This window comes from Bradyrhizobium sp. USDA 3262 (assembly GCF_054060035.1).
In genome coordinates this window covers 2,261,480-2,282,369 of the sequence record NZ_JBSSCT010000001.1, presented here as the reverse complement: position 1 = coordinate 2,282,369, position 20,890 = coordinate 2,261,480, and the positions used below count along the sequence as shown (strand labels likewise).

General features: G+C 64.6%; 21 protein-coding genes and 1 other RNA gene. 9 read left to right on the top strand and 13 right to left on the bottom strand.

The annotated features are described in order from the left end of the window. Positions 1–55: 55 nt before the first annotated feature. Complete coding sequence (locus ACVWYP_RS10565) at positions 56–871, top strand: OLD family protein (protein WP_304498572.1); 816 nt, start codon at positions 56–58, stop codon at positions 869–871. A gap of 47 nt (positions 872–918) precedes the next feature. On the opposite strand, the gene ybgC is transcribed toward ACVWYP_RS10565, so the two are convergent. The 8 genes from ybgC to ACVWYP_RS10525 all read right to left on the bottom strand — a co-directional run bounded on the left by ybgC (position 919) and on the right by ACVWYP_RS10525 (position 6,441). Next, a complete protein-coding gene (ybgC, locus tag ACVWYP_RS10560) occupies positions 919–1,368 on the bottom strand; it encodes a tol-pal system-associated acyl-CoA thioesterase (RefSeq protein ID WP_028332822.1) in 450 nt (149 codons plus the stop codon). Further along, positions 1,365–1,661, bottom strand: a complete 297-nt coding sequence (locus ACVWYP_RS10555) for a type II toxin-antitoxin system RelE/ParE family toxin (protein ID WP_304498571.1) — start codon at positions 1,659–1,661, stop codon at positions 1,365–1,367. Before ACVWYP_RS10555 ends, ybgC begins: the two co-directional genes overlap by 4 nt. Positions 1,662–1,664: 3 nt before the next feature. Further along, positions 1,665–1,856 carry a hypothetical protein gene (locus tag ACVWYP_RS10550; RefSeq protein WP_304498570.1) on the bottom strand — a complete coding sequence of 64 codons (192 nt, stop codon included), beginning with the start codon at positions 1,854–1,856 and terminating at the stop codon, positions 1,665–1,667. An 83-nt stretch (positions 1,857–1,939) separates the two neighbouring features. Further along, the gene (locus tag ACVWYP_RS10545; RefSeq protein WP_304498569.1) at positions 1,940–2,857 is read right to left on the bottom strand and encodes a metallophosphoesterase; all 918 of its coding nucleotides are present in this window, start codon (positions 2,855–2,857) and stop codon (positions 1,940–1,942) included. A gap of 236 nt (positions 2,858–3,093) precedes the next feature. Further along, positions 3,094–4,143 carry a Holliday junction branch migration DNA helicase RuvB gene (gene ruvB / locus ACVWYP_RS10540; RefSeq protein ID WP_016842550.1) on the bottom strand — a complete coding sequence of 350 codons (1,050 nt, stop codon included), beginning with the start codon at positions 4,141–4,143 and terminating at the stop codon, positions 3,094–3,096. Positions 4,144–4,336: 193 nt separating this feature from the next. Further along, complete coding sequence (ruvA, locus tag ACVWYP_RS10535) at positions 4,337–4,954, bottom strand: Holliday junction branch migration protein RuvA (protein WP_038386561.1); 618 nt, start codon at positions 4,952–4,954, stop codon at positions 4,337–4,339. Further along, on the bottom strand, positions 4,951–5,478 hold the full coding sequence (gene ruvC / locus ACVWYP_RS10530; protein WP_028343970.1) for a crossover junction endodeoxyribonuclease RuvC: 528 nt from the start codon (positions 5,476–5,478) through the stop codon (positions 4,951–4,953). Before ruvC ends, ruvA begins: the two co-directional genes overlap by 4 nt. Before the next feature lie 216 nt (positions 5,479–5,694). Then, the gene (locus ACVWYP_RS10525; RefSeq protein ID WP_016842553.1) at positions 5,695–6,441 is read right to left on the bottom strand and encodes a YebC/PmpR family DNA-binding transcriptional regulator; all 747 of its coding nucleotides are present in this window, start codon (positions 6,439–6,441) and stop codon (positions 5,695–5,697) included. Positions 6,442–6,654: 213 nt separating this feature from the next. Here ACVWYP_RS10525 and ACVWYP_RS10520 point away from each other — a divergent pair, with 213 nt between their 5' ends. Beyond that, on the top strand, positions 6,655–8,421 hold the full coding sequence (locus tag ACVWYP_RS10520; protein WP_304498568.1) for a methyl-accepting chemotaxis protein: 1,767 nt from the start codon (positions 6,655–6,657) through the stop codon (positions 8,419–8,421). Positions 8,422–8,618: 197 nt separating this feature from the next. Continuing rightward, the gene (locus ACVWYP_RS10515; RefSeq protein ID WP_304498567.1) at positions 8,619–10,043 is read left to right on the top strand and encodes a methyl-accepting chemotaxis protein; all 1,425 of its coding nucleotides are present in this window, start codon (positions 8,619–8,621) and stop codon (positions 10,041–10,043) included. Between the two features lie 308 nt (positions 10,044–10,351). On the opposite strand, the gene ACVWYP_RS10510 is transcribed toward ACVWYP_RS10515, so the two are convergent. From ACVWYP_RS10510 to ACVWYP_RS10490, 5 genes are all read right to left on the bottom strand, one after another. Then, the gene (locus tag ACVWYP_RS10510; RefSeq protein ID WP_453945706.1) at positions 10,352–11,179 is read right to left on the bottom strand and encodes a TIGR00282 family metallophosphoesterase; all 828 of its coding nucleotides are present in this window, start codon (positions 11,177–11,179) and stop codon (positions 10,352–10,354) included. A 2-nt stretch (positions 11,180–11,181) separates the two neighbouring features. Further along, a complete protein-coding gene (locus ACVWYP_RS10505) occupies positions 11,182–11,760 on the bottom strand; it encodes a 5-formyltetrahydrofolate cyclo-ligase (protein ID WP_304498566.1) in 579 nt (192 codons plus the stop codon). A gap of 186 nt (positions 11,761–11,946) precedes the next feature. Next, positions 11,947–12,107: non-coding RNA, 6S RNA (gene ssrS / locus ACVWYP_RS10500), on the bottom strand. A 201-nt stretch (positions 12,108–12,308) separates the two neighbouring features. Further along, positions 12,309–12,692: a cell division protein ZapA gene (locus ACVWYP_RS10495; protein WP_024579212.1), complete on the bottom strand. Its 384-nt coding sequence runs from the start codon at positions 12,690–12,692 to the stop codon at positions 12,309–12,311. Continuing rightward, positions 12,689–13,009, bottom strand: coding sequence for a DUF4164 domain-containing protein (locus tag ACVWYP_RS10490; protein WP_028343976.1), 321 nt, complete (start codon positions 13,007–13,009; stop codon positions 12,689–12,691). Before ACVWYP_RS10490 ends, ACVWYP_RS10495 begins: the two co-directional genes overlap by 4 nt. A 331-nt stretch (positions 13,010–13,340) precedes the next feature. Between ACVWYP_RS10490 and tkt the strand changes: the two genes are divergently transcribed. The 6 genes from tkt (at position 13,341) to ACVWYP_RS10460 (ending at position 20,884) form a co-directional block, all read left to right on the top strand. Then, positions 13,341–15,323, top strand: a complete 1,983-nt coding sequence (tkt, locus tag ACVWYP_RS10485) for a transketolase (RefSeq protein WP_304498565.1) — start codon at positions 13,341–13,343, stop codon at positions 15,321–15,323. Positions 15,324–15,483: 160 nt separating this feature from the next. Next, positions 15,484–16,491, top strand: a complete 1,008-nt coding sequence (gap, locus tag ACVWYP_RS10480) for a type I glyceraldehyde-3-phosphate dehydrogenase (RefSeq protein WP_304498564.1) — start codon at positions 15,484–15,486, stop codon at positions 16,489–16,491. Positions 16,492–16,670: 179 nt separating this feature from the next. Next, positions 16,671–17,867 (top strand): phosphoglycerate kinase, encoded by a 1,197-nt coding sequence (locus ACVWYP_RS10475; RefSeq protein WP_304498563.1) that lies wholly within the window; start codon positions 16,671–16,673, stop codon positions 17,865–17,867. Between the two features lie 43 nt (positions 17,868–17,910). Next, positions 17,911–18,978 (top strand): class II fructose-bisphosphate aldolase, encoded by a 1,068-nt coding sequence (gene fba, locus ACVWYP_RS10470; RefSeq protein ID WP_028332808.1) that lies wholly within the window; start codon positions 17,911–17,913, stop codon positions 18,976–18,978. 190 nt (positions 18,979–19,168) lie between these two features. After that, positions 19,169–20,194, top strand: a complete 1,026-nt coding sequence (locus ACVWYP_RS10465) for a class I fructose-bisphosphate aldolase (RefSeq protein ID WP_304498562.1) — start codon at positions 19,169–19,171, stop codon at positions 20,192–20,194. Further along, positions 20,195–20,884 (top strand): thiamine phosphate synthase, encoded by a 690-nt coding sequence (locus ACVWYP_RS10460; protein ID WP_304498561.1) that lies wholly within the window; start codon positions 20,195–20,197, stop codon positions 20,882–20,884. Positions 20,885–20,890 lie beyond the last annotated feature (6 nt).

The following is a 20,890-nucleotide window of genomic DNA, read 5'->3' as shown; positions in this document are numbered from 1 at the left end:
CCGCGCGCTTATGCTCTTTACGCAATTTCGCGTGGCTCGTTCGTCGACGCGACCCATGCTATTTTTATTTGATGAACCAGCATCGAATCTTCATGCGGCAGCTCAGCAAAAGTTAATCGAGTGCTTTCCCGAAATTGCGCGGGCCGAGCACACATTAGCGTATACTACGCATAGTCACTACATGATCGAGCCGAGATGGCTTGAGCAGACATTTATCGTGACAAATAGAGCCGACACCCCTCAAAATTCTATGCTCGACGAAATCTCGTTAGATGACGAGTCGCTCGACGTTAAGGTCGCAACGTACAGGTCGTTTGTTAATGAACATCCCAATCAGACGAGCTATTTCCAACCCATCCTAGACCGACTAGAAGTTGTCCCGTCCCGATTTGATCTACACAAAGCGTCCGTTATCGTCGAAGGACGATCAGATTATTATGTCCTCCGATATGCAGCGAAGCTTCTAAATCGCCCTGATATTCCGATATTGCCCGGACTAGGGGCTGGGACCTTCGGTGCACTAGTTTCGCTACACGTCGGATGGAGTTTGAGTTTCTTCTTCTTTCTTGATGGTGACCGTCAGGGAAAAATTGAACGAGACCGATATGTTTCTGAATTCGGTATCCCTGAAAATTGTATAGGAACGATCGACGAATTCCTTCCCAAAATCACCGATATTGAAGGGTTGCTCGATAGCGAGGCCTTGGATCGGATTGAGCAGGACTTGCAATTGGCTCAGCGCCCGACAAAAGGCCAAATAAAGCGCTTCTTTCAGGAAAAATTGGCGGCATCTGCAATACTCGACCTAGGCAACGGTTTTCGCGACCGCGCCAAAGCATTGTTGGACGGACTGTCAAGCAAGCTTGTCTAGAAGTTTCGAGCCACCACGTTCACAGCTTGAACGACTTCCATTGATAGCTAGGCCAGATCGGCCTTCATCAGCGCGCGAATAGCCTTCGGAATCGGCTGCGCGCGGCCGCCGCTGATGAAGGCGACGCGGACCTCGGCCTTCACAAGCACGTCATCGCCGCGCCGGACTTCCTGAGCGAGCATGATGGAGGCGCCCTTCACAGCGATCGGCCAGGTCACGACGTCGAGCACGTCGTCCATCCGCGCCGGCTTGAGGAAGTCGAGCGTCATCGAGCGCACGACAAAGGCGAAGCCGCCGGTCTCCTCCTGCGCTTCATCGAACAGCGCCTGCTGCTCGGCGCCCATCAGGCGGAGATGATTGGTGCGGCCGCGCTCCATGAAGCGCAGGTAATTGGCGTGATAGACGATGCCGGAAAAATCGGTGTCTTCATAATAGACGCGGACCTGCATATGGTGGCGGCCGTCGCGGATCTGGCCGTCGAGAATGGGTGAGGTCATTTCGAAAACTCTCGTTCGATGTCCGTGCGGCCGTCGAGAACGCGAACGATCACGATCCGATCCGTCTCCACCAAATAGAATGCAATGTACCCCTCGATCAACAGCCCGCGTAGCGACGGCCCCAACTCGCTTCGATCGGGGCCTAGCTGGGGAAATTCGCTTAGTTCATCAAATCGCTCCGACAGGCGAGCCAGCATACGGTCCGCCGCCGAAGGACTGCGCTCGGCCAGATAGGAATGAATATCGAGAATGTCGGAGCGTGCTCGAAGAGAAACGACGATCGGCAGGCTCATGGCCTATCGCCGGGCTCGCGTGCGCGCCTGTTTTAGGAATTCTTCGAGGTCCCATGGAACGACACGGCCCGCCTCAACATCGGCCATGCCCTCGTCGATCGCATCCTTGAGTGCCCGAAACTTTCTCGCCTGAGACAGAAGGTAGTCAGCCGCCTGCTCCTGCATATCCTCAGGCAGCAACTCCAGCGCTTCCATGGCTTTTTCGACGGCTGAACTCATATAGACAATATAGCATGGCCATTTCCCAATAGACAGTCGCGGCCACCGCCAATTGGGGATCAGGACACCACCGGCCCCTTTGCGCCAAGCGTGATCTGCACGATCTCGGGCGGCACGCCGAGGCGGAACGGCATGATGCTGCAGCCGAGGCCGCCGGAGACGACGACGTCGCATTTCAGCTTGATATGGCCATAGGCGAGCCGCATGCCGTGCTTCACCGGCACCGCAGGCGACCAGCCGAGCAGCCGCACCTGTCCGCCATGTGTGTGGCCGGACAGCTGCAACGCGACGCGCGAGGGCACGCGGAGCGCGACGTCGGGCTCATGCGCGAGCAGGATCACCGGCGCATCGTCCGTGACCTTGGCAAGCGTCGCGTTGAGATCGTCGACGCCGATGCGCGAGACCTGGCGATAGGGCCGCGCCGCCATGAAGGCGAGCTGGTCGCCGAGACCGGCGAGCCAGAATGGACGGCCGTCCTTGGCGAGCCGCACCGCGTCGTTCTCGTAGACCGGAATCCCCGCCGCCTCCAGCGCACGGCGCGCGAGCGGGATGCCGCGCCCCAAGCGCTGTACCGCCTTGTCTTCCCAGTAGTCGTGGTTGCCGAGCACGGCGTGCACGCCGAGCGGCGCCTTCAGGCCCTTCAGCACCGCGGCCCAGTCGGAGGCCGGAATGAAGCGCGTCACATGACGTAGCCCGGCGACATAGTCGCCGAGCAGCACGATGATGTCGGGGTTCAGGGCGTTCGTCCGCTCGACGATCTCAGCGATGCGATCGAGCGACATCCAGGGATCGCAGGCGTGGATGTCGGCGAGTGCGGCGATCTTGAGCGGAAAGTCCGCCGGCCATTGCCGCGGCGACAGATCGTAGCGCGTGAGCGCGAGGCGGACGACCGGCTCGCTCAAGCCATAGGCCGCGGTCGAAGCGGTGGCGGCGGTCAATCCACCGAACCCGCGCAGAAAATGACGACGTGAAATCATGGACGTGTGATCGGTGATGCCTGGCGCTTGTCGAAAATGCTCTGAGTTATCATTGGCCCTTTGATTGGAGCGAAATTGGGCCGCGTTTGTGCCGATGGGCCTGCAGAGATGCCGCAATGGTTAGCGCGCAAGGTTACCGGCAAGCGCGACGCGCCGCATCAACACGTCTCTTCACGACTTCGGGAGCGGAGGCCTTTGAGCATGAAGAACCGCTTCGCGCTCTTCCGGATCATGCGTCAATCCTCGTCGCCATTGCCGCCAAACAGGCCGAACTGCGAGGGATCGCGGTTCGGCTCGGCGAGGCCGAGATGGCGGAAGGCGTGCGAGGTCAGAAGCCGGCCACGCGGAGTACGTTGCAGATAGCCGCACTGGATCAGATAGGGCTCGATGATGTCCTCGATCGCATCGCGCGGCTCCGACAGCGCCGCCGCCATGGTCTCGACGCCGACGGGTCCACCGCCATAGTTCAAGGCGATGGTGGTGAGATAGCGCCGGTCCATCGCATCGAGCCCGGCGCTGTCAACCTCGAGCGCGCTCAACGCCCGGTCGGCGATGCCGCGGTCGACGGAATCGGCGTCGGCGGCGGAGGCAAAGTCGCGCACCCGGCGCAGCAGGCGGCCGGCGATGCGCGGCGTGCCGCGGGCGCGGCGCGCGATCTCGTTGGCGCCGTCGGGGCTCATGCCGATGTTGAGCACGCGGGCGCCGCGGGTGACGATCTTCTCGAGCTCTTCCTCGGTGTAGAAATTGAGCCGGATCGGAATGCCGAAGCGGTCGCGCAAGGGATTGGTGAGCAACCCCGCACGCGTCGTCGCGCCGACCAACGTGAATTTCGACAATTCGATTTTCACAGAACGCGCCGCGGGGCCTTCGCCGATGATCAGGTCGAGCTGGAAATCCTCCATCGCGGGATAGAGCACCTCCTCGACCGCCGGGCTGAGGCGATGGATCTCGTCGATGAACAGCACGTCGCGCTCTTCGAGATTGGTCAGCAGCGCCGCGAGATCGCCGGCCTTCGCAATGACAGGGCCGGAGGTGGCACGAAAGCCGACGCCGAGCTCACGCGCGACGATCTGCGCCAGCGTGGTCTTGCCGAGGCCGGGCGGACCGACGAACAGCACGTGATCAAGCGCCTCGCCGCGTTTCTTCGCAGCCTCGATGAAGATCGAGAGATTCTTGCGCGCCTGGGCCTGGCCGACGAACTCCGTCAGCGACTGCGGCCGCAGCGCGGTGTCACCGACATCGTCGGAGCGGCGTTCGGGCGAGACCATGCGCGAGGGCGTGTTCATGATGCGAGACTAACACGAGATTGTTCTCCCTCTCCCCGCTCTTGCGGGGAGAGGGTTGGGGTGAGGGGCTCCTTCCGCGAGCGCAATGTGTGTCGAGACCTGTACCCCCTCACCCGGATCGCATCTGCGATGCGATCCGACCTCTCCCCGCAAGCGGGGCGAGGTGAAGAACAGAGGCGCTCCAATCCACTCATCACTTCGACAATTCCTTCAGGCCCAGCCGGATCAGCTGCGCGGTCTCGGCCTTCTCACCCGCGCTGCGCGAGGCGGCGGCGATGGCGGCGGCGGCCTGCGGCTGGCCGTAGCCGAGATTGACCAGCGCGGAGATCGCGTCGGTGACCGGACGCGGCGCGCGGTTGTTGTCGATCGCACCCGAGAGCTGCACCACCGCGGGATCGACATCGGCAAAGCCCGGCGCCTTGTCCTTCAATTCGCTGACGATGCGCTCGGCGACCTTCGGCCCGACCCCCGGCGTGCGCGCCACCGCCGCCTTGTCGCGCAGCGCGATGGCGTTGGCGAGATCGGTCGGCGGCAGCGTGCCGAGCACCGCGAGCGCGACCTTGGCGCCGACCCCCTGCACGGTCTGCAGCAGGCGAAACCATTCGCGCTCATGATCCGAGCGAAAGCCGAACAGTTTGATCTGATCCTCGCGGACATAGGTCTCGATCGAGAGCACGGCGGCGCCGCCCGGCGACGGCAACGCCTGCAACGTGCGGCTCGCGCAGTGCACCTGATAGCCGACGCCGCCGACGTCGAGGATCACGTAATCCTCGCCATAGGAATCGATCAGGCCCTTCAGCTTGCCGATCATAGGCTCGCCACCCTGAGCCGCAGCGCGGTGCTCTGGCGGTGATGCGCGTGGGTAATCGCGACCGCGAGCGCGTCCGCGGCGTCGGCGGACGGCGGCTCGGCTTTCGGCAGCAGGATCTTCAACATCACCTGGATCTGGTTCTTCTCGGCATGTCCGGCGCCGACCACGGTCTTCTTGACCTGGTTCGGCGCGTATTCGGCGACCGAGATACCGAACATTGCGGGCGCCAGCATGGCGACGCCGCGCGCCTGGCCGAGCTTCAACGTGGCAACGCCGTCCTTGTTGACGAAGGTCTGCTCGACCGCCGCCTCCGCAGGCTTGTAGTCGCCGAGCACGGCGGCGAGCCCCTCATGGATCGCGAGCAGCCGGCTCGCCAGCGGCAGATCGTCCGGCGGCTCGACCGAACCACAGGCGATGTAGACCAGACGGTTGCCTTCAGTCTCGATCACGCCCCAGCCGGTGCGGCGGAGACCCGGATCGATACCGATGATGCGGACGGGAGAGCGAATCGGCTGGGATGTCATGGGCTAGTGATACCGCCTGCGCCGGGAGAACGAAACACAAACGGAGCCTCATCCCCTGCCGCGGTCGTTGTACTCGGCCCACTCGTCATCCCCGCCTAGTGCGAAATTGAGCACGGGAGCGGGGATCCAGTACGCCGCGGCTTCTCGGATCGAATGCAGGTCTCTGGAATACCGGGTCGCCCGGTCCAGCCGGGCGATGACAGCGGAGCAAGTGGATCAGCCGCCCATCTTCGCGATCAGAGCGTCGGACACCTCGAAATTGGCGAACACGTTCTGCACGTCGTCGTGCTCGTTGAGCAGGTCCATCAGCTTCAGCAGCTTTTCGCCGGTCTCGTCGTCGACCGCGACAGTGTTCTGCGGCTTCCAGGTCAGCGCCGCCTTGCGCGGCTCGCCGAACTTCGCTTCCAGCGCTTTTGCCACTTCGCGGAAAGTGTCCTGCGAGGCGTAGACCTCGTGGCCGCCTTCGCTGGAGACCACGTCGTCGGCGCCGGCCTCGATCGCGGCGTCCAGCATGGCGTCGTCGGAGGCGACCTTGGCGTCGTATTCGATAATGCCGGTGCGGTCGAACATGAAGGCGACCGAGCCGGTCTCACCGAGATTGCCGCCAGACTTGGTGAAGAAGGAGCGGATATCGGAGGCGGCGCGGTTGCGGTTGTCGGTCAGCGCCTCGACGATCACGGCGACGCCCCCGGGGCCATAACCCTCGTAGCGGATCTCGTCATAGTTCTCGCCCTCATTGCCCGCGGCCTTCTTGATGGCGCGGTCGATATTGTCCTTGGGCATGTTCTCGGCGCGGGCCGCGACCACGGCGGCGCGCAGCCGCGGATTCATCGCCGGGTCCGGGGTGCCGAGCTTGGCCGCCACGGTGATTTCGCGGGCCAGCTTGCCGAAAAGCTTCGACTTCTGGGCATCCTGCCGGCCCTTGCGGTGCATGATGTTCTTGAATTGGGAATGGCCGGCCATGCGACGTCTCTTCGGAGCTTAGGGTCTGAACAGGGATGGAAAACGCGGCCTTATAGGCCCCTCACGGTCAAAATCAAAGGATCGGCGGGGCCTTCCGGCGGAGGAATACTACCGCAAGCCGGAATATGAGGCACTTGTTAACCATGACTTCATGACCGGATGCGAGGATCGCCCCGTCCCGCCGCAACTTTCCAGAGCCCCCAAAGAGCCCACATGGCGTTCGGTTTGTTTCGAAAGCAAGTGCCGGAGCCGGCTACGCCGGCCGTCGCGCCGCAGGTTCCAATCGTGGCCGCGGCCCCTGGTGTCTCGACCGAGACTGATTCGGCCAAGGATTCGTCCAAGGAGATCCTGGAATTGCTGGAACTCGAGCTCGGCGCGATGATCCGCCAGCTCGAACGCGCCGCGAGCTCGGTCGCCGACGGCGCCGAGGCGACGGCAGCCAAGCTCGCCACCATCCGCACCCGCACCGACGCGCTGACCGGCCGCAGCAGCGATGCGCAGAGCACCGCGACGACGTTCTCGCAAGCCGCCAACCGCTTCACCCACTCCGCCGAGGGCATCGGGGCGCAGGTGCGCAGCGCGAGCCAGCTCGCCGACGACGCCGCGGCCGCGGCGCGCGAGGCCACCGCCAATGTCGATCGCCTGCGCGAGTCTTCAGCCGCGATCGGCAACGTCGTCAATCTGATCGCGCAGATCGCGCGGCAGACCACGCTGCTCGCGCTGAACTCGACGATCGAGGCGGCGCGCGCCGGTGCCGCCGGCAAGGGCTTTGCGGTGGTCGCAACCGAGGTCAAGGCGCTGGCGGTGCAGACCCAGAGCGCGACCGAGGAGATCACGCGGAAGATCGAGGCGTTGCAGAAGGACGCCACCGGATCCGCGGACGCGGTGCACCGCATCTCGCAGGCGATCGAAAAGATCCGCCCCGTGTTCGAGAACGTCAACGGCGCGGTCGCCGAGCAGAATGAAATCACCGGCGAGATGGGCCAGAACGCCGACTCCGCCTCGCACTTCATCGTCTCGGTCGGCACCAGCGCCGGCGAGATCGACAGTGCAACGCGCGAAGCCGCCGCGCATGGCGACAATGTCGCCAAGGCCGGCAAGGCGGTGACCGCCTTCGCCCAGAAGCTGAAAGCGCGCTGCGCGGTGCTGCTGCGCCAGGACGAGCGCGGCGATCCGCGCAAGAACGAGCGCCTGCCTTGCAGCCTCAAGATCGAGATCACGACCGCGCGCGGCATCGTCACCGCGCCGGTCTACGAGATCGCGATGGACGGCATTTTGATCGGCGGCCCCGATGCCGAGAAGCTGCCGGCGCAAGAGACCCTGAACGCGACTTTGCAGGAGATCGGCGCGTGCAGGATCCGGATCGGCGAGCGCTCCAAGGCAGGCAGCCAGGCCCGCTTCGAGGCGGCAACCGCCGAGCTGCGGGAAAAAATCGAAGACCGGATGTGGGCGATCCACGAGGAGAACGCCGAGCTCGTCACCCGCGCGATCGAAGCCGGCAGCGCGCTGAGCAAGATGTTCGAGAAGGGACTGGCGAGCGGCGCGATCACGATCGCCGACATGTTCGACACCGACTATGTCGAGATCGCAGGCACCAAGCCGGTGCAGTACCGCACCAAAATGCTGGACTGGGCGGAGCGCACGCTGCCGGCGTTCCAGGAGGCGTTCCTCGCCAGGGACAAGCGAATGGCGTTCTGCGTGATGATCGACCAGAACGGCTATCTGCCGGTCCATAACAAGCTCTACTCGCAGCCGCAGCGGCCGGGCGACGTGGCATACAACACCGCCAACAGCCGCAACCGCCGCATCTTCAACGACGCCGCGGGTCTCGCCGCCGGCCGCAACCAGCGCGCCTATCTGATCCAGACCTATGCGCGCGACATGGGAGGCGGCAGCACGGTAATGATGCGCGAGATCGACGTACCGATCCGCGTGCGCGGCCGGCACTGGGGCGGATTCCGCACCGCCTACAAACTTTGAACGCTTCGTAGCCCGGATGCAGCGGAGCGTAATCCGGGATGCGTCTTTCCACGGGCAGGAGTCCCGGATTTCGCTGCGCTGCATCCGGGCTACACAGTGCGCGCTCAGGCAAGACCGGCAGCGCGAATCACGCTGTAGGATTGGAATGGGGAATGCTGCGGCGGCCGACAGGCCGCTGTAACGGAGGAAGCGTCGATATGTCGGCCGCGCAGCTTGCAGTTCTGGATACGTCATCGGACCGAACGCTGGCCGAGCGGCTGGTGGACCAGCTCGCCGACCGCATTGGCGGCCTCGGGGTGGAACTCGCCGACATCGCTGGCAACGTCCAGGAGGTCGCGAACCGCGTCAGCAGCCAGTCCGAGCGCTTCCATCATTTGCAGACGACGGCCGAGACGATGGTCGCTGCCAATCACGACATCGCCAACGCATCGCAGGCGGTGCAAACGACCGCATCCGCCGCGGTCGGCCAGATCGCGGAGTCCCGCCATGTGGTCGAGACGGCGGTCAGCCATATTGCCGAGCTCGTCGCCGCGGTCGGACGGATCGAGGCGCGGCTCGCCGCCGTCGGCTCCGCGCTGAGCCAGGTCGCCAAGGTTTCCGGTTCGATCGAGGCGATCGCCAAGCAGACCAATCTATTGGCGCTCAACGCCACCATCGAGGCGGCGCGCGCCGGCAACGCCGGCCGCGGCTTTGCCGTGGTCGCGAGCGAGGTCAAGAACCTTGCGGAAGCGACCCGCCAGGCGACGCATCAGATTTCCGACACCGTGCGCGATCTCGACGGCCAGATCGGCAACCTGATCGGCGAGAGCAGCGATGCCTCGTTGCGCGCCAAAAGCGCCGGTGAAGGCGCGCAGCAGATTTCGGGCATCATCATGCGCGTGCAGGAAGGCTTCTCATCCGTCGGCGCCGAGATCGGCAGCGTGGCGCGCGCCGCGACCTCCAATCTCGGCCATTGCGACAGCGTGATCGCCGAGCTGAACGAACTGGCCAAGGGCGTCGATCTCTCCTCGCGCGACCTCAAGCACGCCGACAGCCGCGTCGCGAAACTGCTCGAGCTCTCCGAGAGCCTGATCGTGACCATCGCCGACAGCGGCGTGGAGACCAGTGACACGCCGCTGATCCGCGTCGTGATCGACACCGCAAGGCAGATCTCCGAGCTGTTCGAGACTGCCGTCGCGCGCGGCGAGATCACGCTCGCGCAATTGATGGACGAGAATTATCGCGAGATCGCCGGCACCAATCCGAAGCAGTACCTGACCGACCACGTCGCCTTCACCGACCGCGTATTGCCCGCGATCCAGGATCCGATCCAGAAGAGCGACCCGCGCATCGTGTTCTGCGTCGCCTGGGCGCGCAGCGGCTATCTGCCGACCCACAATCCGAACTACCGGCAGCCGCAGGGGCCGGACCCGGTCTGGAACAACGCCAACTGCCGCAACCGCCGCCTGTTCAACGACCGCGCGGTGAGCAAGGTCGCGGCCAACACAAAACCGTTCCTGCTGCAGACCTATCGCCGCGACATGGGCGGCGGCAATTTCGTGCTGATGAAGGACCTGTCATCGCCGATCGTCGTGAACGGCCGCCACTGGGGCGCATTCCGGATGGGTTTTCGGCAGGGCTAAGGCCAACCCCTGGCCGGGATGGGGGATGCAATGCCAAAATATGGAAAACAACCCCATGCAAAGTAAGCCGGCGACTGTCGGCGCTCGACACTGCACTTGACACGTCGGGCAACTCAGAAGTATTTTTCCATTATTCCGAAATAATGCGAACACTCCTCGTTCCGGGCAGTCGTGAAATCCGCGACCCCATCCCCGTCATTGCGAGGAGCGACAGCGACGAAGCAATCCATGCCGCCGCTTGTGGTAAGATGGATTGCTTCGCTTCGCTCGCAATGACGAAAAAATCTGCAGCTAGCGAGCGCTGAAACTCACTTCACCCAGAATCCCGGCACCGCGGGCTCGAGCCGTCCGCCGGCGCGCACCGGCGCGACCTTCACCGCGAGCCCGGTCGCATCGTCGGTCTCGACCGCGACGCCGCTCAGCGTGGCCACACCGCCCGCCGGCTCGAAACGGCCGGAGGGAATGCCGGTGAGGAAGCGCTGCAGCGGCTCCTCCTTCTGCATGCCGATCACCGAGTCATAGTCGCCGGTCATGCCGGCATCGCTCATATAGGCGGTGCCGCCCGGCAGCACCTGATGATCCGATGTCGGCACATGGGTATGCGTACCGACCACGAGGCTGACGCGGCCGTCGCAGAAGAAGCCGACGCCCTGCTTCTCGCTGGTCGCCTCGGCATGGAAATCGAGCACGATGGCGTCACAGCCCTCGCGCAGCGGGCAGGCCTCGAGCTCGCGCTCGATGGCGCTGAACGGATCGTTCGAGGACGGCTCCATGAAGACGCGGCCGATCGCGTTGATGACCAGCGCGCGCTTGCCGCTCTTGGTATCGACCAGCGTGGCGCCGCGGCCAGGCGAATGGCGCGGAAAATTCAGCGGGCGGATCAGGCGCGGCGCGCGCTCGATGAAGACCAGCGCCTCCTTCTGATTCCAGGCGTGGTTGCCGAGCGTGATCGCATCGGCGCCGGCGTCGAGCAGCTCCTGATAGATCGCCTCGGTGATGCCGAAGCCGCCGGCGGAATTCTCGCCATTGACGACCACGAGATCGAGCGACCAGTCCCTGATCATGCCGGGAAGGTGGTCGGCGATGGCGGTGCGGCCGGTCCTGCCGACGACGTCACCAACGAAGAGAATTCGCAAGGCTAGCTACTCCGGAAATCGAACGTCTTGCGCTCCGTTAGCACATAATCGAGCGGGACGTCGTGCGACAGCGCCGGAATCGCCTTGGTCTCCTGTGCAGCAAAGGCAAGTCCGACCCCGATCACATGCTTGGCCTTGCGCAGATGCGCGAAGGTATAGTCGTAATAGCCGGCGCCGTAGCCGATGCGGTGACCGAGCTTGTCGAAAGCCGCGATCGGCACCAGCATCACGTCCGGATGCACCTCGGCGGCGGCCGGCGACGGCTCGGGAATGCCGAGCGGCCCGAGCATCAGCCGGTCCTGCGGCGACCAGCTGCGGAAGGTCAGCGACTGGCCGCGCGCGTTGATGCAGGGCAGCGCGAGCCGCGCGCCCTTGTCGGCAAGCTTCTTCATCAACGGCGCCGGATCGAGCTCGCTGCGGATCGGCGCATAGCCCGAGACGATCATGCCCTGCGCGATCTCGAACGGCGCGCCGCGCTTGGCGAGCGCTTCGGCAGCCGTCGCGCGCTGCTCGTCGCTCAGCGCATCGCGCTTGGCGAGAGCAAGTGCCCGAAGCTCGGCCTTCGATGGAGATGCGTGCATGATCCATCTTCCGCTGTCGTCGTCCGCGACAACGGACGATCCATCATTCCAGAGACGCTAGCTTTCGTTAAGGCCAGAGCTTTCGTAAGACCGCCGCGGCGCGCTGGACGCCCCGTATCGCGGGGCACAACACTGCTAGACAATTCAACCGCCGCAGCGCGACGACAAGGCAACAAGAAAAATCAGTGCGAAGCCGCAGAGGCCGTTGGAGCGCTCGATCCCGGAGTTCCCTACGAAAGTAGGTGGGCACCATATGTCCGGGTCCACGGACCCGGCCAGGGACAGTTCCCTAAAGGATCGATAAGGCCCCGGGGATATATGGCTCCTGACGCACGACGCAGCTTCGCGGGGCTAATCTAGCCATCGTTGCCGCAATCCGCCAGCGGTAAGGAAGACGCAGTCGAGGCTCCTGGAAGAAACTGTCATGGCCGGGCTTGTCCCGGCCATCCACGTCTTTCTTTTCATGGAGACAAATACGTGGATGCCCGGGACAAGCCCGGGCATGACGAATGTGTGGAAACACCGAGACCAACAGGGACGAACGAAGATCACCCGATCGCGATGCCGCCGCCGATGGTGCGGTTGAGCACCTGCGTGGTGCGCTCGATCCGCTCGGCGGCGGCGTTGAGCGCGTTGGAGACCGCGGTCTGGGTGGCGCGGGCGCGGTCGGTGGCGGCAACGCGCGCATTGCGCAGCTGCTCGACCTCTTCCTCGAGGCTGCGGATGCGTGCGCTGGCGTCGACCAGTTCGTCGCAGGCGGTGAGCGCCGCCATCACCGTCAGCCGCGCATCGCCGATCTCGCCGAACTTGCCACGCAGCGATTCCACGCGCTGCTGGAGATTTTCCGCGAGCTTCAGCAGCCGCACCTCCTGGCCCTCCTCGCAGGCCATCCGGTATTGCCGGCCATTGATGGTGACGTTGATGTGGCTCATCTGCTGTCTCCGCCATCGAGCACGGCGCGAATGCTGCCGATTGCCGCGTCGAGCTTTTCCGCGATCTCGCGATTGGCGCGCTCGAGCTTGCGCGTCTTCACCAGCGAGCCGTCGAGCTCGTCGGCAAGCCGCGAGCGATCGGCGCCGAGTGCCTGGATCCGGCTCGCCAATTCGTTCTCGTCGCGATCGGCCTCGCGGCGCCGCTCCACCGAGCTCTCCAGCGCATCAAGCGCTGACATCAGCCGCTTTGTCGCAGCATCGATATCGGCAAGCGGTGCCTCGGTATTGCCAGACCCGTTGGCGAGACGATCACTCATGACACGCGGCGTGGACCCTTCGATTGGCTTGGTAGCCTGCTGCAGACAAGCCTGCCGCACGGCAAAACTGGCGGTTCGGCAAGCGTTTACGGGACGAAATTTACGTGGCAAGCGAGCCCAGCGCAACGGCGGCGCAGAACTATGCACCGTTGAATGAAATAGGGCGATTTCGGGCAACTTTTCCCCGTTTTGAGGCGTTTCATCGCCTTGGACTTGCGGAATTGAGGTGCTAATCCACCCGCAACCCGTAAGGCCATCCACGCGCGTATCGCGGCTGCCCGCCCCGATCCGTCCCGCAATCAGCTCCTCATTTTTAGGCGGACTTTTCATCATGACGCAGGTCGATCACACCCGTATGGCCAATGCGATCCGTGGCCTTGCCATGGACGCCGTCGAAAAGGCGAATTCCGGCCATCCCGGCCTGCCGATGGGCGCCGCCGACGTCGCGACCGTCCTGTTCACAAAATTCCTGAAATTCGATGCGGCCGACACGGCCTGGCCTGATCGCGACCGCTTCGTGCTCTCGGCCGGCCATGGCTCGATGCTGCTCTATTCGTTGCTGTACCTCACCGGCAACAAGGACATGACGCTCGACCAGCTCAAGCATTTCCGCCAGCTCGGATCGCTGACGCCGGGACACCCCGAGAACTTCCACACCAAGGGCATCGAGACCACCACCGGTCCGCTCGGCCAGGGCATTGCGACCGCGGTCGGCATGGCGGTCGCCGAGAAGATGCTGGCCGCCGAGTTCGGTAAGAAGATCGTCAACCACCACACCTATGTGCTCGCCTCCGACGGCGACCTGATGGAGGGCATCTCGCAGGAAGCGATCGCGCTCGCCGGTGTCTGGCGGCTCAACAAGATGATCGTGCTGTACGACGACAACGGCATCTCGATCGACGGCCCGACCTCGATCTCCGATTCCGTCGACCAGGTGAAGCGCTTCAAGTCCGCAGGCTGGGCCGCCGAATTGATCGACGGCCACGATCCGCAGGCGATTGCCGCTGCAATCACCCGCGCGCAGAAATCCAACAAGCCCTCGATGATCGCCTGCAAGACCACGATCGGGTACGGCGCGCCGCACAAGGCCGGCACCGCCAAGGCGCATGGCGAGGCGCTCGGCGCCGACGAGCTCAAGGCCGCCAAGGAGAAGCTCGGCATCTCGCTCGAACCGTTCTCGGTGCCCGACGATGTGCTGAAGGCCTGGCGCGAGGCAGGCGCCCGCGGCGCCGCCGAGCACAAGGCGTGGGACGAGCAGTTCGCGCAGCTCGGCAGCCGCAAGCGCGCCGAGTTCGAACGCCGCATTCGCCACGAGCGGCCGCAGTCGCTCGCCAAGGGGCTGCGCGCCTTCAAGAAGGGGCTCCTGGAAAATCCGCTCAACGTCGCGACCCGCAAATCCTCGGAAGCCGCGATCGAGGTGATCGCGGCTGCGATGCCGATGGAGTTCGTGGCCGGCTCGGCCGACCTCACCGGCTCCAACAACAACAAGGCGAAGTCGGCGACGGCGTTCGGCGCCAAGACGCCGAAGGGCCGCTTCATCCATTACGGCGTCCGCGAGCACGGCATGGCGGCGTGCCTCAACGGCATCTTCCTGCACGGCGGCTTCGCGCCGAACGGCGCCACCTTCCTGGTGTTCACCGATTATGCGCGCCCCGCGATGCGGCTGTCGGCGCTGATGGGCACGGGCGTCGTCTATGTCATGACCCATGACTCGATCGGCCTCGGCGAGGACGGCCCGACGCACCAGCCGGTCGAGCACCTCTCCGCACTGCGCGCGATCCCCAACATGCGCGTGTTCCGTCCCTGCGACGCGGTCGAGACCGCCGAGTGCTGGGAACTGGCGCTCAACCGCGTCGACGGACCGACGGTGCTGGCGCTGACCCGCCAGAACCTGCCGCAGCTCCGCACCACGGCGCCGAACGACAACCCGTGCAGCCACGGCGCCTATGAGCTGGTCGCAGCGCAGGGCGACGCAAAAGTGTCATTGTTCGCGTCGGGTTCCGAGGTCCAGATCGCGGTCGAGGCGCAGAAACAGCTCGCCGGACGCGGCATCGCGACGCGGGTGGTCTCGGTCCCGTCGCTGGAATTGCTGCTGGCGCAGCCCGCCGAGCGGCAAAATGCCATTATCGGCAACGCCCCGGTCAAGATCGCGATCGAGGCCGCGGTGCGCTGGGGCTGGGATGCCGTGATCGGCCATGACGGCGAATTCATCGGCATGCACGGATTTGGCGCCAGCGCCCCGGCGAAGGACCTTTTCCGGCATTTCGGCATTACTGCTGAAGCCGTCGTTAACGCTGCCACCAAGCGCGTCTGACGCTGGCCTGACACCCGTCGGCCAAGGTTGAGCTTGTCGCAAAAAAGGATTACCTAAGCTCCATCTTTTCCGTACGCGCCCGGCCGAACCGGGCGTTCCGCCGTAAAAACCTCGTGGGAGCGCTCCCGCGGGGCTGACAACAGCATTAGAGGAGACGAGCATGGCAATCCGCGTCGCGATCAACGGGTTTGGGCGTATCGGCCGCAACATTCTGCGCGCCATCGCCGAGTCCGGCCGCAAGGACATCGAGGTGGTCGGCATCAACGACCTCGGCCCGGTCGAGACCAATGCGCACCTGCTGCGCTTCGATTCCGTGCATGGCCGCTTCCCCGGCACCGTCACCGTCGACGGCGACTCGATCAGCCTCGGCGACAACAAGATCAAGGTTTCGGCCGAGCGCGATCCCTCCAAGCTGCCGTGGAAGGCGCTCGGCGTCGACGTCGCGCTGGAATGCACCGGCATCTTCACCGCGAAGGACAAGGCCTCCGCGCACCTCACCGCCGGCGCCAAGCGCGTGCTGGTCTCGGCGCCCGCCGACGGTGCTGACGCCACCATCGTCTACGGCGTCAACCACGACACGCTGACCAAGGATCACCTGGTGATCTCGAACGGCTCCTGCACCACCAACTGCCTCGCGCCGGTCGCCAAGGTCCTGAACGACACCGTCGGCATCGAGACCGGCTTCATGACCACGATCCATGCCTATACCGGCGACCAGCCGACGCTCGACACCCTGCACAAGGATCTCTATCGCGGCCGCGCCGCGGCGATGTCGATGATCCCGACCTCGACCGGTGCCGCGAAGGCGATCGGCCTCGTGCTGCCCGAGCTGAAGGGCAAGCTCGACGGCGTCTCGGTCCGCGTGCCGACTCCGAACGTCTCGGTGATTGACCTCAAGATCGTCGCCAAGCGCAACACCGACGCCAAGGAGATCAACGAGGCGATGAAGCGTGCGTCCGAGCAGCAGCTCAAGGGCATCCTCGGCTACACCAACGCGCCGAACGTCTCGATCGACTTCAACCACGATCCGCACTCGTCGACCTTCCACATGGACCAGACCAAGGTGCAGAACGGCACCTTCGTGCGCGTGATGTCCTGGTACGACAATGAGTGGGGCTTCTCGAACCGTATGGCGGACACCGCCGTCGCGATCGGCAAGCTGGTTTAAGTTCGACTGTTCGTGATGCCCGGCCAAGCGCCGGGCATCTGCGTGTTTGCCGCTCCGTCATTCCGGGATGGTCCGCAGGACCAGACCCGGAATCTCGAGATTCCCCGATGCGCAATTGCGCATCTGAGGTTCGATGCTCCGCATCGCCCCGGAATGACCCCAGGAGTTCGACACCCCCCATGACAAAATCGTTCCGCACCCTCGACGACGTCAACGTGAAGGGCAAGCGCGTGCTGCTGCGCGTCGACCTCAACGTCCCCATGGAAAATGGCCGCGTCACCGATGCCACCCGGCTCGAGCGCGTTGCCCCCACCATCACCGAAATTTCCGACAAGGGCGGCAAGGTGATCCTGCTCGCCCATTTCGGCCGCCCCAAGGGACGCGATCCCAAGGAATCGCTGAAGCCGGTCGCTGACGCGCTGTCGAAGGTGATCAAGCGCCCGGTCGCCTTCGCCGAGGACTGCATCGGCGATGCCGCAGCCAAGGCGGTCGCCGCCCTCAAGGACGGCGACGTCCTCTGTCTCGAAAACACTCGCTTCCACAAGGAAGAGGAGAAGAACGACGCCGGCTTCGTCGCTGAACTCGCCAAGCTCGGCGATATCTGGGTCAACGACGCCTTCTCCGCCGCGCATCGCGCCCACGCCTCGACCGAAGGCCTCGGCCACAAGCTTCCGGCCTATGCCGGCCGCACCATGCAGGCCGAGCTCGACGCGCTCGGCAAGGCGCTGGAAGCGCCGACCAAGCCGGTGATCGCGATCATCGGCGGCGCCAAGGTCTCGACCAAGATCGACCTCTTGGAAAATCTCGTGAACAAGGTCGACGCGCTGGTGATCGGCGGCGGCATGGCCAACACCTTCCTGCACGCGCAGGGCGTCGCCGTCGGCAAATCGCTCGCCGAGAAGGACCTCGCCGCGACCGCGCTGCGGATCATGGAGAAGGCCAACGCGGCCAACTGCGCGATCATCCTCCCCGTCGACGCGGTCGTCGCCAACCAGTTTGCCGCCAACGCGCCGTCGCATGCCTATGGCCTCGATGCGATCCCGGCCGACGGCATGATCCTCGACGTCGGTCCGCAATCGATCGCGCGCATCCATGCCGCGATCGACGACGCGGCGACGCTGGTCTGGAACGGCCCGCTCGGCGCCTTCGAGCTGACGCCGTTCGACCGCGGCACCGTGGTGTCGGCCAAGCATGCCGCCGAACGCACCAAGGCCAAAAAGCTCGTCTCGGTCGCCGGCGGCGGCGACACCGTCGCGGCGCTGAACCAGGCGGGCGTCGGCGGTGATTTTTCCTACGTCTCGACCGCGGGCGGCGCGTTTCTTGAATGGATGGAAGGCAAGCCGCTGCCGGGCGTCGAAGTCTTGAAAAACGGTTGATTTAGGTCACATCCGCGAACTTGCACTACAGGGAGAAATGGAAATGGCTCGCATCACGTTGCGGCAACTGCTCGACCACGCGGCCGAGCATGATTACGGCGTACCTGCCTTCAACATCAACAACATGGAACAGGCGCTGTCGATCATGGCGGCAGCCTCCGAGGTCGACGCGCCCGTCATCATCCAGGCTTCGCGCGGCGCGCGGTCCTACGCCAACGACGTCATGCTCAAGCACATGATGGACGCCGTCACCGAGATCTATCCGCAGATCCCGGTCTGCGTGCATCTCGACCACGGCAACGAGCCCGCCACCTGCATGACCGCGATCCAGGCCGGCTTCACCTCGGTCATGATGGACGGCTCGCTGAAGGCCGACGGCAAGACCCCCGGCGACTGGGACTACAATGTCGGCGTCACCAAAACCGTGACCGGCATGGCCCATCTCGGCGGCATCTCGGTGGAAGGCGAGCTCGGCGTGCTCGGCTCGCTCGAGACCGGCATGGGCGACAAGGAAGACGGCCATGGCGCCGAGGGCAAGCTGTCGCACGACCAGCTGCTGACCAATCCGGACGAGGCCGTGAAGTTCGTCAAGGAAACCAAGGTCGACGCGCTGGCGATCGCGATGGGCACCTCGCACGGCGCCTACAAGTTCACCCGCAAGCCCGACGGCGACATCCTCGCCATGAACGTGATCGAGGAAATCCATCGCAAGCTGCCGAACACGCATCTGGTGATGCACGGCTCCTCGTCGGTGCCGCAGGAGCTGCAGGAGATCATCAACGCCAATGGCGGCAAGATGAAGCCGACCTGGGGCGTGCCGGTCGCCGAGATCCAGCGCGGCATCAAGAACGGCGTGCGCAAGATCAACATCGACACCGACAACCGGATGGCGATGACCGGCCAGATCCGCAAGGTGCTGAAGGACAATCCGGAAGAGTTCGATCCGCGCAAGTACCTGAAGCCCGCGATGGAGGCGATGACCAAACTGTGCAAGCAGCGCCTGCAGGAGTTCAACACCGCGGGCCAGGCCAGCAAGATCAAGAAGGTGCTGACCACCGCGGAAATGGCCAAGCGCTACGCCGCGGGCCAGCTCGACCCCAAGGTCGCCTGACAAGGTTGCCTGACAACATATCGCCTGAAACATTACGGCGGGACACCGGCTCCGGCGCAGTCGGAAGCGGTGTCCCGAAGGCTTGATCGCCGGCTGCGACAAACATCGGCCGCGACGAACGTTTTCTAGGCATTTGCCCGAGAACCGCCTATTTTGGTTTGCAAAGGCAATGGCTCTGGAGGACGTCCCGATGAACCTCTCCGACCTCAACAAAATCGCGCTTGCCATGGTCACCCCGGGCAAGGGCATCCTCGCCGCAGACGAATCCTCCGGCACGATCAAGAAGCGCTTCGACGCCATCAAGGTCGATTCGACCGAGGACAATCGCCGCGACTATCGCGAGATGCTGTTCCGCTCGCAGGAGGCGATGAGCAAGTACATCTCCGGCGTCATCCTTTACGACGAGACGATCTGGCAGAATGCCAAGGACGGCACGCCGCTGGTCAAGCTGATCGAGCAGGCCGGCGCGATCCCCGGCATCAAGGTCGACGAGGGCACGCAGCCTTTGCCGAACTGCCCGGGCGAACTCGTCACCGTCGGCCTCGACAAGCTCGCCGAGCGGCTGAAGAAATATTACGAGCGCGGTGCGCGCTTTGCGAAATGGCGCGCGGTGATCGACATCGGGCCGCGAATCCCGACCCAGACCGCGGTCCGCGTCAACGCCCATGCGCTGGCGCGCTACGCCGCGTTGTGCCAGGCCGCGCAGATCGTCCCGATCGTCGAGCCGGAAGTGCTGATGGACGGCGATCACGACATCGACCGCTGCTATGAGGTGACGCAGCGCGTGCTGAACCGAACCTTCCAGGAATTGCGGGTGCAGCGCGTCGCGCTCGAAGGCATGATCCTGAAACCGAACATGGCGATCTCGGGCAAGAAGTGCCCGAAGCAGGCGCCGGTGCAGGAAGTCGCCGAGAAGACCATCCGCCTGCTCAAGAGCTGCGTGCCGGCCGCGGTGCCCGGCATCGCCTTCCTCTCCGGCGGCCAGAGCGACGAGGAAGCGACCGCCCATCTCGACGCCATGAACAAGATCGGCAATTTGCCCTGGCGGCTGACCTTCTCCTATGGCCGTGCGCTGCAGGCGGCGCCGCAGAAGGCGTGGTCCGGCAAGCCCGACAACGTGCCCGCGGGCCAGCATGCCTTCTCGCATCGCGCCCGGATGAACGGACTCGCGAGCACCGGCAATTGGGAAGCCGGCCTCGAGAAACAGGCGGCATAGTTGGCGACCAAGCCCGTTCCGCCGCGGCCGGCGCCGCGCCTCTATCTGGCAACGCCGCCGGTCGATGAGCCCGCGCGGCTTGCGGCCGAGCTCACCGAGCTGCTTGCCGCGGCCGATGTCGCGGCCGTGCTGGTGCGGCTGCGCGAGAGCGATCCGCGCAGCATGATCTCCACCATCAAGGCGCTGGCGCCTGCGATCCAGAACGCCGGCGCGGCGCTGTTGATCGACGGCTATCCCGATATCGTGGCTCGCGCCGGCGCCGACGGCGCGCATCTGACCGGCATCGCCGCGATGGAAGAGGCGGCGCCGTCGCTGAAGCCCGACCGCATTGTCGGCGTCGGCGGGCTCGCGACCCGCCACGATTCCATGGCCGCAGGCGAAGCCGGTGCCGACTATGTGCTGTTCGGAGAGCCCGACGCCAACGGACAGCGGCCCTCGCGCGAGGCCATCGCCGAGCGGCTGGAATGGTGGAACGAATTGTTCGAGCCACCCTGCGTCGGCTTTGCAACCTCGCGCGAGGAAGCCGAGGCGTTTGCGGCGGCCGGCGCGGATTTCGTGCTGGTCGGAGACTTCATCTGGTCCGATCCGCGCGGCGCCAGGGCGGCGCTCGTCGAGATCGGCGACGCGATGGCGCAGGCGCATGCCGGCACATTCGGCAAGGCCAAGGCCGACGGAAAGGCCGAGGGATGACGCCGG